This window comes from Sinisalibacter lacisalsi (genome assembly GCF_014640115.1).
Lineage (GTDB): Bacteria > Pseudomonadota > Alphaproteobacteria > Rhodobacterales > Rhodobacteraceae > Sinisalibacter > Sinisalibacter lacisalsi.
Map to the genome: position 1 here is coordinate 528,208 of NZ_BMGI01000001.1, position 16,191 is coordinate 544,398.

General features: G+C 66.5%; 24 protein-coding genes. 9 read left to right on the top strand and 15 right to left on the bottom strand.

Annotated elements, in window-relative coordinates; translation table 11 throughout:
• Nucleotides 1-4 precede the first annotated feature (4 nt).
• From IEW01_RS02565 to IEW01_RS02575, 3 genes are all read right to left on the bottom strand, one after another.
• The gene (locus tag IEW01_RS02565; RefSeq protein ID WP_188526029.1) at nucleotides 5-172 is read right to left on the bottom strand and encodes a YdcH family protein; all 168 of its coding nucleotides are present in this window, start codon (nucleotides 170-172) and stop codon (nucleotides 5-7) included.
• Nucleotides 173-295: 123 nt separating this feature from the next.
• A complete protein-coding gene (locus IEW01_RS02570) occupies nucleotides 296-1,057 on the bottom strand; it encodes a tRNA1(Val) (adenine(37)-N6)-methyltransferase (RefSeq protein ID WP_188526030.1) in 762 nt (253 codons plus the stop codon).
• A gap of 2 nt (nucleotides 1,058-1,059) precedes the next feature.
• Nucleotides 1,060-1,278, bottom strand: coding sequence for a putative signal transducing protein (locus IEW01_RS02575; RefSeq protein ID WP_188526031.1), 219 nt, complete (start codon nucleotides 1,276-1,278; stop codon nucleotides 1,060-1,062).
• A gap of 75 nt (nucleotides 1,279-1,353) precedes the next feature.
• Between IEW01_RS02575 and IEW01_RS02580 the strand changes: the two genes are divergently transcribed.
• The 3 genes from IEW01_RS02580 (at nucleotide 1,354) to IEW01_RS02590 (ending at nucleotide 2,946) form a co-directional block, all read left to right on the top strand.
• Nucleotides 1,354-2,346, top strand: coding sequence for a polyprenyl synthetase family protein (locus tag IEW01_RS02580; protein ID WP_188526032.1), 993 nt, complete (start codon nucleotides 1,354-1,356; stop codon nucleotides 2,344-2,346).
• 39 nt (nucleotides 2,347-2,385) lie between these two features.
• Nucleotides 2,386-2,619 carry a GlsB/YeaQ/YmgE family stress response membrane protein gene (locus IEW01_RS02585; protein ID WP_188526033.1) on the top strand — a complete coding sequence of 78 codons (234 nt, stop codon included), beginning with the start codon at nucleotides 2,386-2,388 and terminating at the stop codon, nucleotides 2,617-2,619.
• Between the two features lie 84 nt (nucleotides 2,620-2,703).
• On the top strand, nucleotides 2,704-2,946 hold the full coding sequence (locus IEW01_RS02590; RefSeq protein WP_188526034.1) for a hypothetical protein: 243 nt from the start codon (nucleotides 2,704-2,706) through the stop codon (nucleotides 2,944-2,946).
• A 9-nt stretch (nucleotides 2,947-2,955) separates the two neighbouring features.
• On the opposite strand, the gene rnhA is transcribed toward IEW01_RS02590, so the two are convergent.
• From rnhA to IEW01_RS02615, 5 genes are all read right to left on the bottom strand, one after another.
• Entirely contained in the window at nucleotides 2,956-3,405 is a 450-nt protein-coding gene (gene rnhA / locus IEW01_RS02595; protein ID WP_188526035.1) for a ribonuclease HI, read from the bottom strand.
• Nucleotides 3,398-3,988 carry a class I SAM-dependent DNA methyltransferase gene (locus tag IEW01_RS02600; RefSeq protein ID WP_188526036.1) on the bottom strand — a complete coding sequence of 197 codons (591 nt, stop codon included), beginning with the start codon at nucleotides 3,986-3,988 and terminating at the stop codon, nucleotides 3,398-3,400. The genes rnhA and IEW01_RS02600 overlap by 8 nt, the downstream gene beginning before the upstream one ends.
• Nucleotides 3,985-4,437 carry a DUF3429 domain-containing protein gene (locus IEW01_RS02605; protein WP_188526037.1) on the bottom strand — a complete coding sequence of 151 codons (453 nt, stop codon included), beginning with the start codon at nucleotides 4,435-4,437 and terminating at the stop codon, nucleotides 3,985-3,987. The genes IEW01_RS02600 and IEW01_RS02605 overlap by 4 nt, the downstream gene beginning before the upstream one ends.
• Nucleotides 4,434-5,384, bottom strand: a complete 951-nt coding sequence (ispH, locus tag IEW01_RS02610) for a 4-hydroxy-3-methylbut-2-enyl diphosphate reductase (protein WP_188526038.1) — start codon at nucleotides 5,382-5,384, stop codon at nucleotides 4,434-4,436. Before ispH ends, IEW01_RS02605 begins: the two co-directional genes overlap by 4 nt.
• Nucleotides 5,385-5,511: 127 nt before the next feature.
• A complete protein-coding gene (locus IEW01_RS02615; RefSeq protein ID WP_188526039.1) occupies nucleotides 5,512-6,087 on the bottom strand; it encodes a LabA-like NYN domain-containing protein in 576 nt (191 codons plus the stop codon).
• 145 nt (nucleotides 6,088-6,232) lie between these two features.
• Between IEW01_RS02615 and folK the strand changes: the two genes are divergently transcribed.
• The 4 genes from folK to IEW01_RS02635 all read left to right on the top strand — a co-directional run bounded on the left by folK (nucleotide 6,233) and on the right by IEW01_RS02635 (nucleotide 9,657).
• Entirely contained in the window at nucleotides 6,233-6,781 is a 549-nt protein-coding gene (folK, locus tag IEW01_RS02620; RefSeq protein ID WP_308418939.1) for a 2-amino-4-hydroxy-6-hydroxymethyldihydropteridine diphosphokinase, read from the top strand.
• Nucleotides 6,782-6,831: 50 nt separating this feature from the next.
• Nucleotides 6,832-7,545 carry a DNA/RNA nuclease SfsA gene (gene sfsA / locus IEW01_RS02625; RefSeq protein ID WP_188526040.1) on the top strand — a complete coding sequence of 238 codons (714 nt, stop codon included), beginning with the start codon at nucleotides 6,832-6,834 and terminating at the stop codon, nucleotides 7,543-7,545.
• 75 nt (nucleotides 7,546-7,620) lie between these two features.
• Nucleotides 7,621-8,427, top strand: a complete 807-nt coding sequence (map, locus tag IEW01_RS02630; RefSeq protein ID WP_188526041.1) for a type I methionyl aminopeptidase — start codon at nucleotides 7,621-7,623, stop codon at nucleotides 8,425-8,427.
• 195 nt (nucleotides 8,428-8,622) lie between these two features.
• Nucleotides 8,623-9,657, top strand: coding sequence for a TRAP transporter substrate-binding protein (locus IEW01_RS02635; protein WP_188526042.1), 1,035 nt, complete (start codon nucleotides 8,623-8,625; stop codon nucleotides 9,655-9,657).
• A gap of 51 nt (nucleotides 9,658-9,708) precedes the next feature.
• On the opposite strand, the gene IEW01_RS02640 is transcribed toward IEW01_RS02635, so the two are convergent.
• From IEW01_RS02640 to IEW01_RS02650, 3 genes are read right to left on the bottom strand one after another with little or no spacing between them, the layout of a single operon-like run.
• Complete coding sequence (locus tag IEW01_RS02640; protein ID WP_188526043.1) at nucleotides 9,709-10,356, bottom strand: HAD family hydrolase; 648 nt, start codon at nucleotides 10,354-10,356, stop codon at nucleotides 9,709-9,711.
• Nucleotides 10,353-10,913: a 16S rRNA (guanine(966)-N(2))-methyltransferase RsmD gene (gene rsmD, locus IEW01_RS02645; RefSeq protein WP_188526044.1), complete on the bottom strand. Its 561-nt coding sequence runs from the start codon at nucleotides 10,911-10,913 to the stop codon at nucleotides 10,353-10,355. The genes IEW01_RS02640 and rsmD overlap by 4 nt, the downstream gene beginning before the upstream one ends.
• Nucleotides 10,910-12,115: an NAD(P)/FAD-dependent oxidoreductase gene (locus IEW01_RS02650; RefSeq protein ID WP_188526045.1), complete on the bottom strand. Its 1,206-nt coding sequence runs from the start codon at nucleotides 12,113-12,115 to the stop codon at nucleotides 10,910-10,912. The genes rsmD and IEW01_RS02650 overlap by 4 nt, the downstream gene beginning before the upstream one ends.
• Nucleotides 12,116-12,199: 84 nt before the next feature.
• Here IEW01_RS02650 and IEW01_RS02655 point away from each other — a divergent pair, with 84 nt between their 5' ends.
• The gene (locus IEW01_RS02655) at nucleotides 12,200-12,688 is read left to right on the top strand and encodes a peroxiredoxin (RefSeq protein ID WP_188526046.1); all 489 of its coding nucleotides are present in this window, start codon (nucleotides 12,200-12,202) and stop codon (nucleotides 12,686-12,688) included.
• A gap of 83 nt (nucleotides 12,689-12,771) precedes the next feature.
• On the opposite strand, the gene IEW01_RS02660 is transcribed toward IEW01_RS02655, so the two are convergent.
• Genes IEW01_RS02660 through IEW01_RS02675 form a run of 4 tightly spaced genes read right to left on the bottom strand, consistent with a single transcriptional unit; the run spans nucleotide 12,772 to nucleotide 15,640 of the window.
• Nucleotides 12,772-13,158: a DUF302 domain-containing protein gene (locus IEW01_RS02660; RefSeq protein WP_188526047.1), complete on the bottom strand. Its 387-nt coding sequence runs from the start codon at nucleotides 13,156-13,158 to the stop codon at nucleotides 12,772-12,774.
• 49 nt (nucleotides 13,159-13,207) lie between these two features.
• On the bottom strand, nucleotides 13,208-14,377 hold the full coding sequence (locus IEW01_RS02665; protein ID WP_188526048.1) for a GNAT family N-acetyltransferase: 1,170 nt from the start codon (nucleotides 14,375-14,377) through the stop codon (nucleotides 13,208-13,210).
• Between the two features lie 31 nt (nucleotides 14,378-14,408).
• Nucleotides 14,409-15,179: a glycerophosphodiester phosphodiesterase family protein gene (locus tag IEW01_RS02670; RefSeq protein ID WP_229738101.1), complete on the bottom strand. Its 771-nt coding sequence runs from the start codon at nucleotides 15,177-15,179 to the stop codon at nucleotides 14,409-14,411.
• Nucleotides 15,179-15,640, bottom strand: a complete 462-nt coding sequence (locus tag IEW01_RS02675; RefSeq protein ID WP_188526050.1) for a RidA family protein — start codon at nucleotides 15,638-15,640, stop codon at nucleotides 15,179-15,181. The genes IEW01_RS02670 and IEW01_RS02675 overlap by 1 nt, the downstream gene beginning before the upstream one ends.
• Before the next feature lie 191 nt (nucleotides 15,641-15,831).
• Between IEW01_RS02675 and rpoZ the strand changes: the two genes are divergently transcribed.
• Complete coding sequence (gene rpoZ, locus IEW01_RS02680; RefSeq protein ID WP_188526051.1) at nucleotides 15,832-16,188, top strand: DNA-directed RNA polymerase subunit omega; 357 nt, start codon at nucleotides 15,832-15,834, stop codon at nucleotides 16,186-16,188.
• Nucleotides 16,189-16,191: the final 3 nt, after the last annotated feature.

The following is a 16,191-nucleotide window of genomic DNA, read 5'->3' on the forward strand; positions in this document are numbered from 1 at the left end:
CGCCTCAGCCCTGGGCGAGGCGTTCGATCTCCTCTTTCAGGCGCAGTTTTTCCTTCTTCATCGCGACAATGTCGAGATCGTTGCTCGACGGGCTTTGCTGCATCTGCTCCACCTTCGCGGACAGGGTTTCGTGCTTTTTGCGAAGTTCGTTGAGATGCGCGTCAACGCTCATGGCGTGCTCCTTTTTCTACCTGTTGTTACCGCAAGTTCAGTGCACCACAGAAACCGAGTCGTGTCATCAAAACGTTGCAAAAGGCATACCGATGCTCGTTCCCTTGCCGACCGGGGCGCGGTGTTACCACAGCGGCAGATGCGCGCCTTCGCGCAGGATGGCCGAGACCTCGCGGCGATAGCTTTCGGTGTCTCCCACGTGTTCGGTGCCGTCGTGCAGGATGAGCGGGCTCGCCAGCCGGAAGGCGCCGCGCCCGCCCTTGCGCGCCTGCACCAGCACCAGCACCGCCGCGCGGCCCTCGCGCGGGGCAAGCGGCTTCACCAGCATCGAGCCGAGCCTGTCGTCCATCCCGCGCAGGATTTCCGGCAGGCGCTCGGCCTTCTGGATGATGGTCAGGTAGCCGCGTGGCTTGAGACGTTTCGTCGCAGCGTCGATCCACAGGGCGAGCGGCGTGTCTTCGAACAGCGCGGCTTCGCGGCCCGGGTCGGCCGAGGTGGTGGAGCGCTGGCGCAGGTGATAGGGCGGGTTCATGATCACGTGGTCGAAGCTCTCCTCCTTCACCTCGGACGGAAGCGCGGTGAGGTCGCCGGTGAAAACCTCCATGTCGATATCGTTATCGAAGGCGTTCATCCGGGCAAGATCAGCGTAATCGGGCTGGCGTTCGACGCCTACGAGCCTAAGCCCTTGAACGCGCGCGCCAAGACAGAGCGCGGCCGCACCCACGCCACACCCCAGATCGAGCACGCTTTCGCCGGGGTGCGCGGCGATCGAGGCCGCGAGAAACACAGGGTCGACCCCCGCGCGGTAGCCCTTGCGCGGCTGTATCAACGCCAATTGCCCGCCAAGAAACTTGTCTTCCGTCAGATCCGCGCGGGCAAACCCCATACCTATTCCTCCGTGCACTCGATCCCGTTGTCGCGCAACACCCGCTCGGCACGGATCGCGTCGTCGGGGTGGACCATAAGCCGACGCGGTAAAATTCCTATTGATCCCTCCAGCGTGCTCATATGGACGTCGATGGCAAAGGTCGTTATACCTTCGCCGTCCAGAAGCGCCGTGGCGAAGGCAATGATCGTCGGGTCCGTGGTGCGTAGAAGCTCTTTCATCCTCAGAGCCTTACCGGTAAGGCACCGGGAATGTCGAGAGGCCGGATCGGACGATGGGAACACGGAACGGTGACGATGCGGGATGAGATAGCGCGCCAACCGCTCGAGCGGCTTGCAGACCACCTCCGCGAGGATCTTGCGGGGGTCGATGCCCTGATTCGCGAACGGATGAGCTCCGACCATGCGCCGCGGATACCGCAAGTGACCGCGCATCTGATCGAGGCCGGCGGCAAGCGGCTGCGCCCGATGCTGACCCTCGCCGCCGCGCGGCTGATGGGCTACGAGGGCGCCAATCACCTGCACCTCGCCGCGGCCGTGGAGTTCATCCACACCGCCACGCTCCTGCACGACGACGTGGTCGATGGTTCTCAAAAGCGCCGCGGGCGGCCGACGGCGAACCTGTTGTGGGACAACAAGTCGTCGGTGCTGGTCGGCGATTACCTGTTCGCGCGCTCGTTCCAGCTGATGACCGACACCGGCGAAATGCGGGCGTTGCGCATCCTCGCGGATGCCTCGGCGACGATTTCGGAAGGCGAGGTTCTGCAACTGACCGCGGCCACCGATATCGCCACCGACGAAGAGATCTACATCAAGGTCGTGCGCGGCAAGACAGCGGCGCTGTTCGCCGCCGCCTGCGAGGTGGGCGGCGTGGTGGCCGGGGCCGACGCGGCGGCTCTGCGCGCGCTTGGCAATTACGGCGACGCGATGGGCATCGCCTTCCAGATCGCCGACGATCTGCTCGACTTCTGGGGCGATGGCACCGGCAAGAACAAGGGCGACGATTTCCGCGACCGCAAGCTCACCCTGCCGCTGATCCGCGCCATCGCCAAGGCGGATGCCGATGAGCGCGCCTTCTGGGAGCGCACCATCGGCAAGGGCCGTCAGGAGGCGGGCGATCTCGACGCGGCGCTGGCGCTCATGGAGCGGCACGACACGCTTGAAGAGACCCGCATCACCGCGCTCGACTGGTCGGCTCGGGCCAAGGCCGCGCTGGTGGGGCTGCCCGAAGACCCGATCCGCGACATGCTGTCGGACATCGCCGATTTCGTGGTCGCGCGCATCAACTGACCGCTTTCAAAGCCGGGCCGACGCCCCCATATTGCCTCCATGCAATTCGTGCTTCTCATCATCATCGGCGCGGCTGCGGGTTTCATCGCCACCCGGCTGATGAAGATCGAGGCCGACTTGCCGACCACGCTCGCGGTGGGCATCCTCGGCGCGATCATCGGCGGGCTGGTCCTGCGCTTCCTGCTGGTGCTGACCGGGCTGGCGGCGGGCTTCGTCGGCGCCGTGCTCGGGGCTGTCCTGCTGATCTGGATCTGGCAAACCTATTTCAAGTGATCCCCGGCCGCGCGAAATGCGCTTTGCGATTTTTCGTTATTGGCGCATCATTGCCCCGGCGCAGGCTCAAGATCGGGGGATCACATGGCCATCATCGTCGTCTCGCTCGCCATCGGCTTTGCCCTCGGCTGCTTCGTCAACTACGCCGTCACCTTCCGGACCGGACAGGCGCGCAACATCGCGGTCTGTATGGGTGGCGCGCTCCTCGGTGGCGCGGTGATCCCGTGGCTGCTCTCGATTTCTTCGCTCGCCGCCGCGATCATCGGCGCGGTGATCGGGGTTGGTATCGTGCTCTACGTGATGTTTCGCACAAGCCTCACCGCCTGACGCGCGCGCCTATTTGAACGGCGCCATGCCCTCGCGCGCAAGCGCGTCGGCGCGCTCGTTTTCGTCGTGGCCGGCGTGGCCCTTGATCCACTTCCAGTGCACTTCGTGGCGGGCCTGCGCCTCGTCGAGCCGTTGCCAAAGATCGACGTTCTTGACCGGTTTCTTGTTGGAGGTTTTCCAGCCGTTTCGTTTCCAGCCGTGAATCCAGCTGGTGACGCCGTTCTTGACGTAGGCCGAGTCGGTCACGATCGTGATCGCCGAACCCCGCGCCAGCGCCTCGAGCGCCATGATCGCGGCCATCAGTTCCATGCGGTTGTTGGTGGTGACCGCCTCGCCGCCCTTGAGTTCCCGCGTCTTGACGATCTGTTCGCCCTGCTTCGCTTCGAGCAGAACGCCCCAGCCGCCGGGGCCGGGGTTGCCCGAGCAGGCGCCGTCGGTATGGGCCACGATCTCAACCATTGGCGTGCATCCAGATGCCCTGGTATTCGGTGCCGTCGAGGCCGGTATCGGTGCGGGTTTCGCGGATCGTCGGGCTGAAACCGGCGGCTTGGAGCAGTCCGATCAACTCCGGCTCGCTGTAGTAGACGTAGAGCCGGCCAAGGCTGTCGCGTGCCTCGCCAGTGCCCGTTTTCATGCCGATGTGAAACAGCCCGCCCGGCTTGAGCGCGTGGTGCAGGCGCGCGAGCGTGCCCGGCATGTCGGCGCGGGGCGCGTGCAGGAGCGAATAGCTCGCCCAGATACCATCGTAGAGGTCCTGCCCCTCGATCTCGTCGAAGGTCGCGCAGCGGGCGGGCACGCCCAGCTCGCGCGCGCGGCTGACCATTGCCGGGCTGGCGTCGATCGCATCGACGGTGAAGCCGGCTTTCAGAAATCGGTGGGCGCTGTCGCCGGGGCCGCAGCCGAGATCGAGCACGTGCCCGCCACGGGGCAGCCCGGCGACGAATTCGGCCAGGCCCGGCTCGGCCCGGCGCCCGGTGCGCGCGGCATAGTCGCGGCTGCGCGTTTCGTAGGCCGTGATGGTCTCCGGATCCGCGCCGGTCATGCGAGCACACCAACCGCCAGGCAGGCGACGACCACGGCGCTCAGCAACAGGCGCAGACGCATCCACCAGCCAGGCGCGAGGCCGTGGCGCCAGAACAGCGCGTCGATGGCGAGCAGGCCAACGAAGCCCGCGATCAGGTAGATCAGCGCCGCCGGCGTGGTGCCGACGACGAGGAAGAATGCCCAGAGCGCCGGGATCACCGAGAGGGCGTAACCGAGTTGCGCGCGCCGATCGTCGGCACGGGCGGCGAAGCCCCAGATCACCCCCGACATGAAGGCGAGGATGATCTTGCCATAGCCCGCGAGCACGGGCACGCCGACGAAGGCGATCCCGATGCGGCGGGCCACGGGCGCGCCAAGATCGGGCCAAAGCACAGTAGCCGCCCCCCAGAGGAAGGGCAGGAGCCCGGCGAGACCGAGCAGAAGCGGTGTGCGGGGGATGGCGCTCATGCGGTTTCGCGCAACACGCGGGGCACCTTGAACTCGACGTTTTCGCGCGTGGTCTCGACGGTTTTCATCGTTACCTCGTAGCGGTCGCGGAAGGCGGCGACCACCTCGTCCACCAGAAGCTCCGGTGCCGAGGCCCCGGCGGTAACGCCGACGCTCGCGGCGCCCTCGAGCGCGCGCCAGTCGATCTCGTCGGCGCGACCCACGAGCTGGGCGTAGTGGCAGCCCTCGGAGCGCGCGACCTCGACCAGGCGCCGCGAGTTAGACGAGTTCGGCGCGCCGATGACCAGCAGTGCCTCCACCTTCGGCGCGATCGCCTTCACCGCCTCCTGGCGGTTGGTTGTGGCATAGCAGATGTCTTCCTTGTGCGGCCCGACGATGGCGGGAAACCGCGCCTGCAGCGCCGCGACGATATCCTTGGTGTCATCCACCGACAGCGTGGTCTGGGTGATGAAGGCGAGCCGCTCGGGATCGCGCGGCGCAAGCCTTTCGACGTCGGCAGCCGTTTCGACCAGCAGAACCTCGCCCTCGGGCAACTGGCCCATGGTGCCGATCGTCTCGGGGTGCCCGGCGTGGCCGATCATCACCATCTGAAGCCCGTTCCGGTGATGGCGCTCGGCTTCGATGTGAACCTTCGACACCAGAGGGCAGGTGGCGTCGACGTAGATCATCTTGCGCTGCTCGGCCTCGGCCGGCACCGCCTTGGGCACACCATGGGCGGAGAAGATCACCGGCCGGTCGATCGGGCACTCGTCGAGTTCCTCGACGAACACCGCCCCCTTCTCGCGCAGGCTGTCGACGACGAACTTGTTGTGCACGATCTCGTGGCGCACGTAGATCGGCGCGCCCCATTTCTCGATCGCCATCTCGACGATCTTGATAGCCCGGTCGACCCCGGCGCAGAAGCCACGCGGCGCGGCGAGATAAAGGGTGAGGGGCGTCTTTGCCATGGCGTCTCTCCTGTTCGCCCCATGGGTAGTCGCTCGCGGCCGCGAGGTCTAGGCCCGGCCAATCACGAGCGCGCGCGAAAAAGCCCCGGCCGCAAGCGGGCCGGGGCTTTCGGTGCGCACCTCGCGATCAGGCCTCGATGTCTTCGGCGGGCTCGGTGTCTTCGTTGCGAGGCTCACGTGGCGGACGGCCGATCACGTCGCGCAACTCGTCGAGCTCGATGAAGTTGTCGGCCTGACGGCGCAGATCGTCGGCGATCATCGGCGACTGGCTTCGGATGGTCGAAACCACCGATACCCGCACGCCCTTGCGTTGGAGCGCCTCTACAAGCGACCGGAAATCTCCATCGCCCGAGAACAGCACGATATGGTCGACATGTGCGGCGATCTCCATGGCATCGACAGCCAGTTCGATATCCATGTTGCCCTTGACCTTGCGCCGGCCCATCGAGTCGGTGAATTCCTTGGCGGGCTTCGTTACCATGGTGAACCCATTGTAATGCAGCCAGTCAACGAGCGGCCGGATCGGCGAATACTCGTCGTTTTCCAGCAGGGCGGTATAGTAGAACGCGCGCAGGAGCCTGCCCCGGCGCATGAACTCCTGTCGCAGGAGCTTGTAATCGATATCGAACCCGAGCGCGCGCGCGGCGGCGTAGAGATTCGATCCGTCGATAAACAGTGCGAGACGTTCGTCTCTGTAAAACATGATGGATCCTTCCGAATTTGGATCGCCGGGCGTGTTCGTGAGTGGTAAGGCGAAAATCGCCAATCCGGCAGAAGTGGGCAGAAAATAGGCATCTGTGGCAGTGACGCAACCTGACAAAAGATCAATCTCGGGCGGAAAAGCGCTTGTGGCTCTCGGAAGTAACGCAACGTCGCGTCATGGGCCGCCGCGCGAGACGCTCCGGAAGGCGCTTGAAGCCCTTGACGGTGGAGCTTGCCGGGTGGTTCAGGCGAGCGGTTTCTACCTCACCCCCTTCGTTCCCGCGGGCGGCGGGGATGATGTGGTGAACGCCGTCGTCCTGCTCGAAAGCGCGCTCGGGCCGCAAGCGCTGCTCGCGCGACTGCACGAGATCGAGGCGGCCTTCGATCGTGACCGCGGCATGCGCTGGTCGAGCCGGACGCTCGATCTCGATCTGATCGCGATGGAGGATCTGGTGCTGCCCGATCGCGAAACCCTGGTGCACTGGATCGACCTGCCGCCCGAGTCGCAGAAGCGCGAGGCCCCCGCCGGGCTGATCCTGCCGCACCCGCGGCTTCAGGATCGCGCCTTCGTTCTGGTGCCCGCCGCTGAGATCGCGCCCGACTGGCGCCATCCCCTGACCGGCCTCAGCATCGCCGAGATGCGCGACGCGCTGCCTGCGGAAGATGTGGCCGCCGTGCGGCCTTTGCCGACCTAAACCGCGCGGCGGGAGTGGACAATCTTCCGCCGTGGCCCCATTTAGCCCGGATGCAATTCCCGGTCCCTCTCATCCCCGCCACGCTCCTGCGCCGCTACAAGCGCTTCCTCGCCGATTGCCGCCTCGACGACGGCCGCGAGGTGACCGCGCATTGCGCCAATCCCGGCTCGATGATTGGGCTCGCGAGCCCCGGCACACGGGTCTGGCTGGAACCCAACGACGACCCGAAAAAGAAGCTCGATTACGGCTGGCGGCTTGTCGAGCACATCGACGGGCATTTCACCGGGGTCGATACCGCCGTGCCCAACCGGATGCTCAGGGCCGCGCTGGAAGCACGCGAAGTGCCCGCGCTGGCCGATTACACCGCCGTGCGCGCCGAGGTAAAATACGGCGAGAAAAGCCGGATCGACTTTCTGCTCTCCGCCGAGGGCAAGCCCGACGCCTATGTCGAGGTCAAATCGGTGACGCTATGCCGCCGCCCCGGGGTGGCCGAGTTTCCCGATGCGAAAACCGAGCGTGGCGCCCGGCACATGCTGGAACTGGCTCTGATGGCCAAGCAAGGCCACCGCGCGGCGGTGTTCTTCCTCGTGCAGCGGACCGATGCGAGCGAGGTGCGCCTCGCCGAAGACATCGACCCGCGCTACACCAGCGCCTTCCTCACCGCCTATGGCGCGGGCGTCGAGGTGATCGCGCATTCTTGCAACATTTCGCCGCGCGGGGTGACGCTGGGGCCGCAACTGCCCTTCAATCTTCCTGTGGTGTGATGCCGCGCGCGGCCTGCACTGGCCCTTAACCGCGTTCTGCCTTATCTAGGGTTCGCAACGACGAAGGAGAGCCAAGTGGACACGCGCGGTCGCATCACCAAGGACGGTATCCGTATCTACGAAGACGCGGATTTCGAGGGCATGCGCAAGGCTGGGCGGCTGGCCGCCGAGATCCTCGACCGGATAGCCCCGCATGTGCAGCCGGGCGCCGCCACCGCCGATATCGACAGGCTGGTGGAGGAGATGGTGAACGAAGCCGGCGCCACCTCGGCCACGATCGGCTACAAGGGCTACCAGCACGCCACCTGCATCTCGATCAACCATGTCGTCTGCCACGGCATTCCGTCCGACAAGCGGCTCAAGGACGGCGACATTCTGAATATCGACGTGACCGTGATCGTTGACGGCTGGTTCGGCGATACCTCGCGGATGTATGTCGCCGGCAAACTGCCGCGCAAGGCCGAGCGGCTGATCGAGGTGACCCACGAGGCCCTGATGCGCGGCATCGAGGCGGTGAAGCCGGGCAATACCTTCGGCGACATCGGCCATGCCATTCAGAGCTATGTCGAGGCCAACCGCATGAGCGTGGTGCGCGATTTCTGCGGCCACGGCCTGGGGCTGGTGTTCCACGCGCCGCCCAACGTGCTGCACTACGGCCGCCCCGGCACCGGACCGGTGCTGGAAGAGGGCATGTTCTTCACCATCGAACCGATGGTGAACCTCGGGCGGCCCGAAACCAAGGTGCTCGCCGACGACTGGACGGCCGTGACCCGCGACAGGTCGCTCTCGGCGCAGTTCGAGCACTCGATCGGGGTGACGGCGACGGGCGTGGAGATTTTCACGCTGAGCCCGGCCGGCAAGTTCTACCCCACCTGGGACTGATCCGGCCGACCGCGCCGGCAACGGGCAAATCCTCCCCGTTAGCGCTAAAAACCATATAATAATTCAATATCTTGGCCACTCGTTCTGCGGCATATCCGCATCAGGTGGCCCCCGCGCTTGTATCGCGGCGCGCATCCCCCTAGTTTCACGTCTCCGCACCGCGAGTTGGCGGGCAATAACAAAGGAGGGGACTTGATGAAGACCCTTGTGAAATCGGCGGCTCTGGCCGCGATCTTCGGCCTTGGGGCCAGTGGTGTGTACGCGCAGGAAGTCACTCTGCGCTTTCAGCATTTCGTTTCGCCGGCCTCGGCGAACCCGACGCACTTCATGGAGCCCTGGGCACGCAAGATCGAAGCGGAGTCGAACGGGCGCATCAAGGTCGAGCTCTATCCATTCATGCAACTGGGCGGCGCCGCGTCGGAAATGTATGACCAGATCGCCGAGGGTATCGTTGATGGCGGCTGGGTGATCCCGGGCTATGAGCCGGGGCGTTTCCCCGAAACCGAGGCGCTGGAGCTGCCGTTCATGGTGACCAAGAGCGCCGAGGAAGCCAGCCGCGCCGCGTGGGAATTCTCGCAAGCGCACCTGATGGACGATTTCGCCGATGTGAAGGTGCTCGCGATCCACATGCACGGGCGCGGCCTCGTCTACAAGAAAGGTCCGGCGATCTCGAAGGTTGAGGATTTCGAGGGGCTCAAGCTGCGCGGGCCTTCGCGCCCGGTGACGCTTCTGCTCGAAAAGCTCGGCGCGACCCCGATCGGGATGCCGGTGCCGCAGTTTCCCGAAAGCCTCGCGCTTGGCGTGGTCGATGGCGGCGTGATCACCTACGAACAGGCTCCGTCGCTCAAGCTCGACGAACTGACCGACAGTCACACCGACGTGGCGGGCGACATGTCGCTCTACAACCTCTACTTCATCTGGGCGATGAACAAGGACAGCTACGCGCGCCTGCCGGACGATCTCAAGGCGGTGATCGACGCCAATGCCGGCCTGGAGGCCTCGGCCTGGGCCGGGCGGGCGCATGACACCGGCGATGCCGAGGGCCGGGAAGTGCTGCGCGCGGCCGGGCACGAGGCGGCCGAATTGAGCGAGGAAGCCACCGCCGAGATCCGCGCGCTGGGCGACGAGGTGATCGCCGAGTGGATCGCGCAGATGGATGCCAAGGGGTATGACGGCGCCGGCCTCGTCGCCGATGCCCGTGCCGCCGTCGAGGCGACCCGCGCGCAGTGAGGCCATGCGCAAGCTCAGCAAGGCCGGCCCGTCGTGGCCGGCCTTGTCATGTCAGAGCCCCAGCCGCGCGGGCAATTCGGCCATGCTGCGGAAAACCTCCGCGCCCTCTGCCTCCAGCCTCGCGCCGGTGCCCGCAGAGGCAAACCCCAGCGTGCGCATCCCCGCTGCCACGCCTGCGCGGCAACCGGGGGCGCTGTCTTCGACCACCACGCAATCGCCTGGTGCTACGCCGAGCCCGGCGGCGGCCTGCAAATAGAGCGCCGGGTCGGGTTTCGGGCGGGCCAGGTCCTGTCCGGAGTGCAGATGCCCCTTTAGGCGAGACCAGACGCCGGGGTGTTGCGACAAGGTGATTTCCATTTTGCGCAGGGTGCCGTTCGAGCCCACGGCATAGGAGATGCCGGCGGCGTCCAGCCGGTCGAGCACAGCCTCGATGCCGGGAATGAGCGGGGTTCCCTCGGTCAGCCGCGCATAGAGAAGCTCGTAATGCCGGTCGACCCAGTCGGGCGGTAGCGCCGCGCCAAGCCCGCGCGCCTTGTCGGCCACGCCCCGGATCGTCATCCCGACCCAGCCGGCGTGGATCTCGTCCATCGTGATCTCGAAACCATGGCCCGCGAGATCGCGTTGCAGGATCTCGAGCCCGTTCGGCTCGCTGTCGACGAGCACGCCGTCGCAGTCGAACAGCACCGCTTTGGGTGTCATGTTGCCTCCAGAATTCGGATTGTCGTGTCGCCATAGCGGCGTTCGTCAAGGAGTGCGAGCCCCTCGGGCGGGTTCACGGCGGCGCTCTCCTCCCAGATCACCAGTGCCCCGGGGGCGATCCAGCCGCCCGCGAGCGCCGCCGCGAGCGCCGCCTCGCCCATCGCCTTGCCGTAAGGCGGATCGCAGAACACCAGCGAATAGGCCGCTTCGGGGTTGCTGCCGAGGCGGGTGGCGTCGCGCTGGATCAGGGCGGTATCGCGCTCGACCCCGCATTTCGCCACGTTCTCGCGGATCAGCCGGGTCGCCACGCGGCCCTCGTCGACGAAACAGGCAGCGCCGGCCCCGCGCGAGAGAGCCTCGAGCCCGAGCGCGCCGGTGCCGGCAAAGAGATCGAGCACCCGAGCATCGGTCAGCGGATCGCCGAAGCGCCCGCCCGCGAGCATCGAGAACAGGCTTTCGCGCACCCGGTCGCTGGTGGGGCGCAAATGCCCCGCCTTGTCGCCCTTGCCGACGGAGGCCAGCGCCCGGCCCCGAAATCGCCCCGCGATGATCCTCACGCCTGCAACAGGGCCTTGAGGTCCGTCTCCGGATCGGCCAGCGCCGCCTTTTCGGGGCTGCGCCCGGCCTCGATCAGCCGTTTGCCGACCATGTAGGCGCGCGGATCGTTCATCGCGTCGATGGCGAGCAGGCGGTCGCCGGCGAAATACCAGAAGCTCACGCCATCGCCGTTGCGGCGCGTCAGGATCTCGTCGTAGCCGGTGCCGAGCCCGGCGATCTGGAGCTTCACATCATACTGGTCCGACCAGAACCATGGCTTCGGCAGGTAAGCCGTGCCAGCCCCCATCATGTTGGCCGCCACGAGCTCGCCCATGTCTATCGCGTTGCCCACGCTTTCAAGCCGCAGGCGGCCCGCGCCATGGGGAAAGGACGCACAATCGCCCGCAGCCCAGATCGCGGGATCGGAGGTGCGCCCCTCCGGGTCCACCGCGATCCCGTTGTCGACGGCAAGCCCGGCGAGTTCGGCAAGCGCCGTGTCGGGCCGCACGCCGACGCCGACGATCACGAAGTCGACCTCGAGCTCGGTGCCGTCGGTGAGCGTCGCCCCGGTCACGCGCGGGCCCCCGGTGAGCCGTTCCAGCCCGCAGCCCTCGCGGATATCCACCCCGTGATTCTCGTGCAGGGCCCGGAAATAGTCGGACGTTTCCGGGGCTGCGACGCGCTGGAGAATGCGCGGGGCCATTTCCACCAGCGTCACCGAAAGACCCTTCTTCGCCGCCACCGCCGCGGCCTCCAGCCCGATATAGCCACCACCCACGATCAGCACGCGCGCACCGGGGCGAAACTCGTGCGCCATGGCGTCGGCATCCGCAAGGCTGCGCACGGTATAGACCCCGTCAAGATCGCCGCCGATGGCGTTGGGCAGCCGGTTGGGCACCGCGCCGGTGGTGAGCGCGAGCATGTCGTAGGCCAGCGTCTCGCCATCGAGGTGCAGGCACTTGGCTTCGGTGTCGATGCGGTCGACCCGGCAGCCGAGCCGCAGGGCGATATCCTGCTCGGCATAATAGCTTTCGGGGCGCAGGTAGAGCCGGTCGAGCGCCATCTCGCCGAGGAGATAGGCCTTCGAAAGCGGAGGGCGCTGATAGGGCGGCGCGGCTTCCTCGCCGACCACGGTGACCTGCCCATCGAATCCCAGCCCCCGCAGCTTGGCGACAAGCGAGGCGGCGGCCTGTCCGGCCCCGACGACGACGATATGGCTCATGTCGAAAATCCTTTCGAGCGTCTTTGGTCCGGCAACCTATAGCGACGCGTAAGAGACATGCAAATCTGAACAGGAGACGAAAACATGACGATTGCTGTGGGCAACCGCCTGCCGGAGGTGACGGTAACGCGGATGGGCGAGGCCGGGCCCGAACCGGTGGCGCTGGCTGAGGTGGTGAAAGGGCGCAAGGTCGTCATTTTCGCCGTGCCCGGGGCCTATACGCCCACGTGCCATTCCGCCCATGTGCCGAGCTTCATCCGGGTCAGGGACGGGCTCGCCGCGAAGGGCGTGGACGAGGTGATCTGCGTTTCGGTGAACGACCCCTTCGTGATGGGCGCCTGGGGCGAGGCCACGGGGGCGAACGAAGCCGGCATCACCATGCTGGCGGATGCCGAATGCGCCTTCACCGAGGCGCTGGGCATGCGCTTCGATGCTGCGCCCGCCGGGCTCATCGCCCGGTCCAGGCGCTATGCGCTCGCGGCCGATGATGGCGTGGTCACCCATCTTCACATCGAGGAAGGGCCGGGCACCTGCGAGATCTCGGGCGGCGAGGCGATGCTCGCAGCCCTCTGATCGCGTCAAGGCCGGGGGGCTCTGCCCCCCGGACCCCCCGAGGTATTTTTGCCAGGATGAAGAGGGCAAACCTCTTGTGCACGTCAGATCGAGGCGACGACCTCTTCCATCATCTCGCGCACCCGGCCCGCGACGCTTTTCAGCTCGGCGTTGTCGATGCCGGCCATCGAGGCCAGCGGGTCAACCGCCGAAACCTCCACGCCACCGTCGACGCTGCGCAGGATGACGTTGCAGGGCAGCATCGAGCCGACCCTTGGTTCCAGCCCGATCGCCTCCCAGGCCATCTTGGGGTTGCAGGCGCCAAGGATGCGGTAGTCGTCCATGTCCTTGTCGATCTTCTTCTTCATCGTCGCTTTCACGTCGATCTCGGTCAGCACACCGAAGCCTTTCGCGGCGAGAGCCTCGCGGGTGCGCTTGTCGATCTCGTCGAACGTGGCGTCGTCGAATTTTCGGTTGATGGTATAACTCATGCGGTCCTCCTGTGGGCTACCCTGAATGTGGGTGCGGGGCGGGCGCGCGTCAATCGGGGCCGCGCCGGAACGGGCCCATCGAGGTGAGGATCTCGATATCCTCGTCCACCGCCTCGGCCTCGCGGGCGACGAATTCCTCCACCGCCTCGCGAAAGCCCGGATCCGCGACCCAGTGCAGCGAATGGGTGGACACCGGAAGATAACCGCGCGCGAGCTTGTGGTCGCCCTGCGCCCCGGCCTCGACCTTGGCGAGCCCCCGGGCGATGGCGAAGTCGATGGCCTGATAGTAGCACAATTCGAAATGCAGGAAGGGGTGGTGCTCGGACTGGCCCCAGTAGCGGCCGAACAGCGCCTCGCTGCCGATGAAATTGAGCGCGCCGGCGACCGGGCGGCTCTCGCGCAGGGCAAGGCTGAGCAGCACGTCGTCGCGCATGGTCTCCTGCACGATGTCGAAGAAGGCGCGGGTGAGGTAGGGCGTGCCCCATTTGCGCGCGCCGGTGTCCTGGTAGAAGCGCCAGAAGGCATCCCAGTGCTCGGGGCGCAGATCGTCGCCTGTGAGGTTCACGATCTCACCGCCGAAGCTCTGCGCGTCGCGCCGTTCGCGCCGGATCGCCTTGCGTTTGCGCGACGACAGTGAGGCAAGGAAAGCCTCGAAATCGGCGTAGCCCGCGTTTTCCCAATGGTACTGCGTGCCAAGGCGGCGGATCAGCCCCATCGCCTCGCCTGCGCGCGCCTCCGCCTCGGTGCAGAACGTGGCATGCAGCGACGACACGCCGTTGTCGGCGGCCAGTTTCACCGCGCCCTGCACCAGCGCGGCCATGCCGCGTGCCTCGTGGCCGGGTTTCACCAGGAAGCGCCGCCCGGTCGCCGGGGTGAAGGGCACGGCGATCTGCAGCTTGGGGTAGTAGCGCCCGCCCGCGCGCTCCCAGGCATGGGCCCAGGAATGATCGAAGACGTATTCGCCCTGGCTGTGGCTCTTGGCGTAGAGCGGCGCGCAGGCGATCATCTCGTCGCCTGCGTGCGCGGTGACGTGGCGCGGCGCCCAGCCGGTGCCGGGGCCGACACTGCCCGAGGCTTCGAGCGCGCTCAGGAACCGGTGGGTGGTGAAAGGATCGCGCGGGCGGGCGCTGCCCTCGGGGCAGGCGCAGGCATCCCATTCGGCGGCGGGAATGCCGGCGAGGCTTTCGTGAATCCGGATTTCGATCGTCGCGTCGCTCATGGCGCGATAGGAACGGGCGGGCGCGGGAGCGTCAAGCGGGCCGGGGGGCGCGGTAGCCCTCGAAAGTGATGTTGTCGGCCAGTTCACGCGCTTGTGTTTCCTGTTCCGCCGAGCGGATCGTCCAGCACAGCAGCGGCACGCCGCGCGCCTTCAGTTCCGAGACGGGTGGAGCGGTGAGATCGCGCCAGTGGTGGCTGATGAAACTCGCGCCCACGCGGTCGAAATCGGCGATCGCGGCGAGCTGGGCGCGGCGCTGTTCGGGGATCGCTCGGGCCTCTTCGATCTCCCAGCTCATCGTGGTCAGGCCGCGTGGCACTTTCGGTGCGGCCTCGGCCATCGCGGCCATGGAATGCGGGTTGAAACTCATCACTGCGACGGGGCCGTCATATCCGGCCAGATCGCTCGCGACCGCCGCTTCCAGCGCCCCCACCTTCGGGCCGAACGCGCCGTCCTGATCCTTGATTTCGACGAGAAGCGGGACCCGGCCGGCGACGAGCGCGAGCACCTCGGCGAGCGTTGGAATGCCCTCGTCACCGCCCAGGAGCGCGATTCCGCCAAGGTCGGCGGCGGTGCGGGCGCGAATCGGCCCGGTTTCGGCGGTGAGCCGGTCGAGCGTATCGTCGTGAAACACCATCGCCACCCCGTCGGCGGAGGGCTGTACGTCGATCTCGATGCCGTAGCCGGCGTCGACGGCGGCGCCCACGGCGGCGCGCGAGTTTTCGGGCCGGCCCGCGCCCGCATCATGCAGGGCGCGGTGGGCGATGGGCAGGCGCAGGAAGGCCTCGGGCAGGGCTGTCATGATCAGGCGACCTCGAAGATTCCCTCGATCTCGACCGCGACGCCAAACGGCAGGCTCGCCGCCGACACCGCCGACCGGCTGTGCCGCCCGGCCTCGCCCAGAACCTCGACGAGGAAATCCGAAGCGCCGTTCACCACCTTGGGCTGATCGCCGAAATCGACGGTGGAATTGACGAAGGCGGTGAGCTTGACGACGCGGCGCAGCCGGTCGAGATCGCCATCGCAGGCCGCTTTTACCTGCGCCAGAAGCGAGATCGCGCAGAGTTTCGCCGCCGCCGCACCGTCTTCCACGCTCATATCGGCGCCGAGCTTGCCGGTGATGAAGCCGCCATCGCGCATCGGGATCTGGCCCGAGATGAAAACGAGGTTGCCGGACTTGACCCATGGCACGTAGTTGGCTGCCGGAGCCGGGGCGTCGGGCAGGGTAATCCCCAGTTCTGCAAGGCGTGCTTCGAAACCGCTCATCTTTTGTCCTTTCGCTGGTTGCGCGGCGACGCTACAGCCCTTCGCCGGGCGCGTCCATGGCCCGGATCGGCCTAGGGGCCGGCATCCGCCGCAAGGCTGCTGCCAATTGCCGCGAAACCCCGATTTCCCTTGTCAAACGGGCGCAAGCGCCTTAGGTAGGCCGCTCGAAACCCGCTATACTGGAGTCCCACATGGCCCGCGTCACGGTTGAAGATTGCGTTGACAAGGTTCCGAACCGGTTCGATCTGGTGATGCTCGCCGCCCATCGTGCGCGCGAAATCACTGCTGGTGCGCCGATCACTGTTGACCGCGACAACGACAAGAACCCCGTCGTGGCCCTGCGCGAGATCGCCGAAGAGACCCAGACCGCCGACGAGCTGACTGAGCGGATGATCGAGAGCAACCAGACCCAGATCGAGGTTGACGAGCCCGAGGATGACCAGATGGCCTTGCTCATGGGCGCCGAGGCGGCCGACAAGCCCGCCGAGGACGACATGACCGAGGAAAACCTCCTGCGCGCGTTGATGGAAGCTCAGGGCCAGGGCTAGGGA

Bases quoted from the DNA above. Each gene is read 5' to 3' on its own strand.
- IEW01_RS02565 (WP_188526029.1), bottom strand. From the start codon at position 172: ATGAGCGTTGACGCGCATCTCAACGAACTTCGCAAAAAGCACGAAACC.
- IEW01_RS02570 (WP_188526030.1), bottom strand. From the start codon at position 1,057: ATGGGGTTTGCCCGCGCGGATCTGACGGAAGACAAGTTTCTTGGCGGG.
- IEW01_RS02575 (WP_188526031.1), bottom strand. From the start codon at position 1,278: ATGAAAGAGCTTCTACGCACCACGGACCCGACGATCATTGCCTTCGCC.
- IEW01_RS02580 (WP_188526032.1), top strand. From the start codon at position 1,354: ATGCGGGATGAGATAGCGCGCCAACCGCTCGAGCGGCTTGCAGACCAC.
- IEW01_RS02585 (WP_188526033.1), top strand. From the start codon at position 2,386: ATGCAATTCGTGCTTCTCATCATCATCGGCGCGGCTGCGGGTTTCATC.
- IEW01_RS02590 (WP_188526034.1), top strand. From the start codon at position 2,704: ATGGCCATCATCGTCGTCTCGCTCGCCATCGGCTTTGCCCTCGGCTGC.
- rnhA (WP_188526035.1), bottom strand. From the start codon at position 3,405: ATGGTTGAGATCGTGGCCCATACCGACGGCGCCTGCTCGGGCAACCCC.
- IEW01_RS02600 (WP_188526036.1), bottom strand. From the start codon at position 3,988: ATGACCGGCGCGGATCCGGAGACCATCACGGCCTACGAAACGCGCAGC.
- IEW01_RS02605 (WP_188526037.1), bottom strand. From the start codon at position 4,437: ATGAGCGCCATCCCCCGCACACCGCTTCTGCTCGGTCTCGCCGGGCTC.
- ispH (WP_188526038.1), bottom strand. From the start codon at position 5,384: ATGGCAAAGACGCCCCTCACCCTTTATCTCGCCGCGCCGCGTGGCTTC.
- IEW01_RS02615 (WP_188526039.1), bottom strand. From the start codon at position 6,087: ATGTTTTACAGAGACGAACGTCTCGCACTGTTTATCGACGGATCGAAT.
- sfsA (WP_188526040.1), top strand. From the start codon at position 6,832: ATGCAATTCCCGGTCCCTCTCATCCCCGCCACGCTCCTGCGCCGCTAC.
- IEW01_RS02635 (WP_188526042.1), top strand. From the start codon at position 8,623: ATGAAGACCCTTGTGAAATCGGCGGCTCTGGCCGCGATCTTCGGCCTT.
- IEW01_RS02640 (WP_188526043.1), bottom strand. From the start codon at position 10,356: ATGACACCCAAAGCGGTGCTGTTCGACTGCGACGGCGTGCTCGTCGAC.
- IEW01_RS02650 (WP_188526045.1), bottom strand. From the start codon at position 12,115: ATGAGCCATATCGTCGTCGTCGGGGCCGGACAGGCCGCCGCCTCGCTT.
- IEW01_RS02655 (WP_188526046.1), top strand. From the start codon at position 12,200: ATGACGATTGCTGTGGGCAACCGCCTGCCGGAGGTGACGGTAACGCGG.
- IEW01_RS02660 (WP_188526047.1), bottom strand. From the start codon at position 13,158: ATGAGTTATACCATCAACCGAAAATTCGACGACGCCACGTTCGACGAG.
- IEW01_RS02665 (WP_188526048.1), bottom strand. From the start codon at position 14,377: ATGAGCGACGCGACGATCGAAATCCGGATTCACGAAAGCCTCGCCGGC.
- IEW01_RS02675 (WP_188526050.1), bottom strand. From the start codon at position 15,640: ATGAGCGGTTTCGAAGCACGCCTTGCAGAACTGGGGATTACCCTGCCC.
- rpoZ (WP_188526051.1), top strand. From the start codon at position 15,832: ATGGCCCGCGTCACGGTTGAAGATTGCGTTGACAAGGTTCCGAACCGG.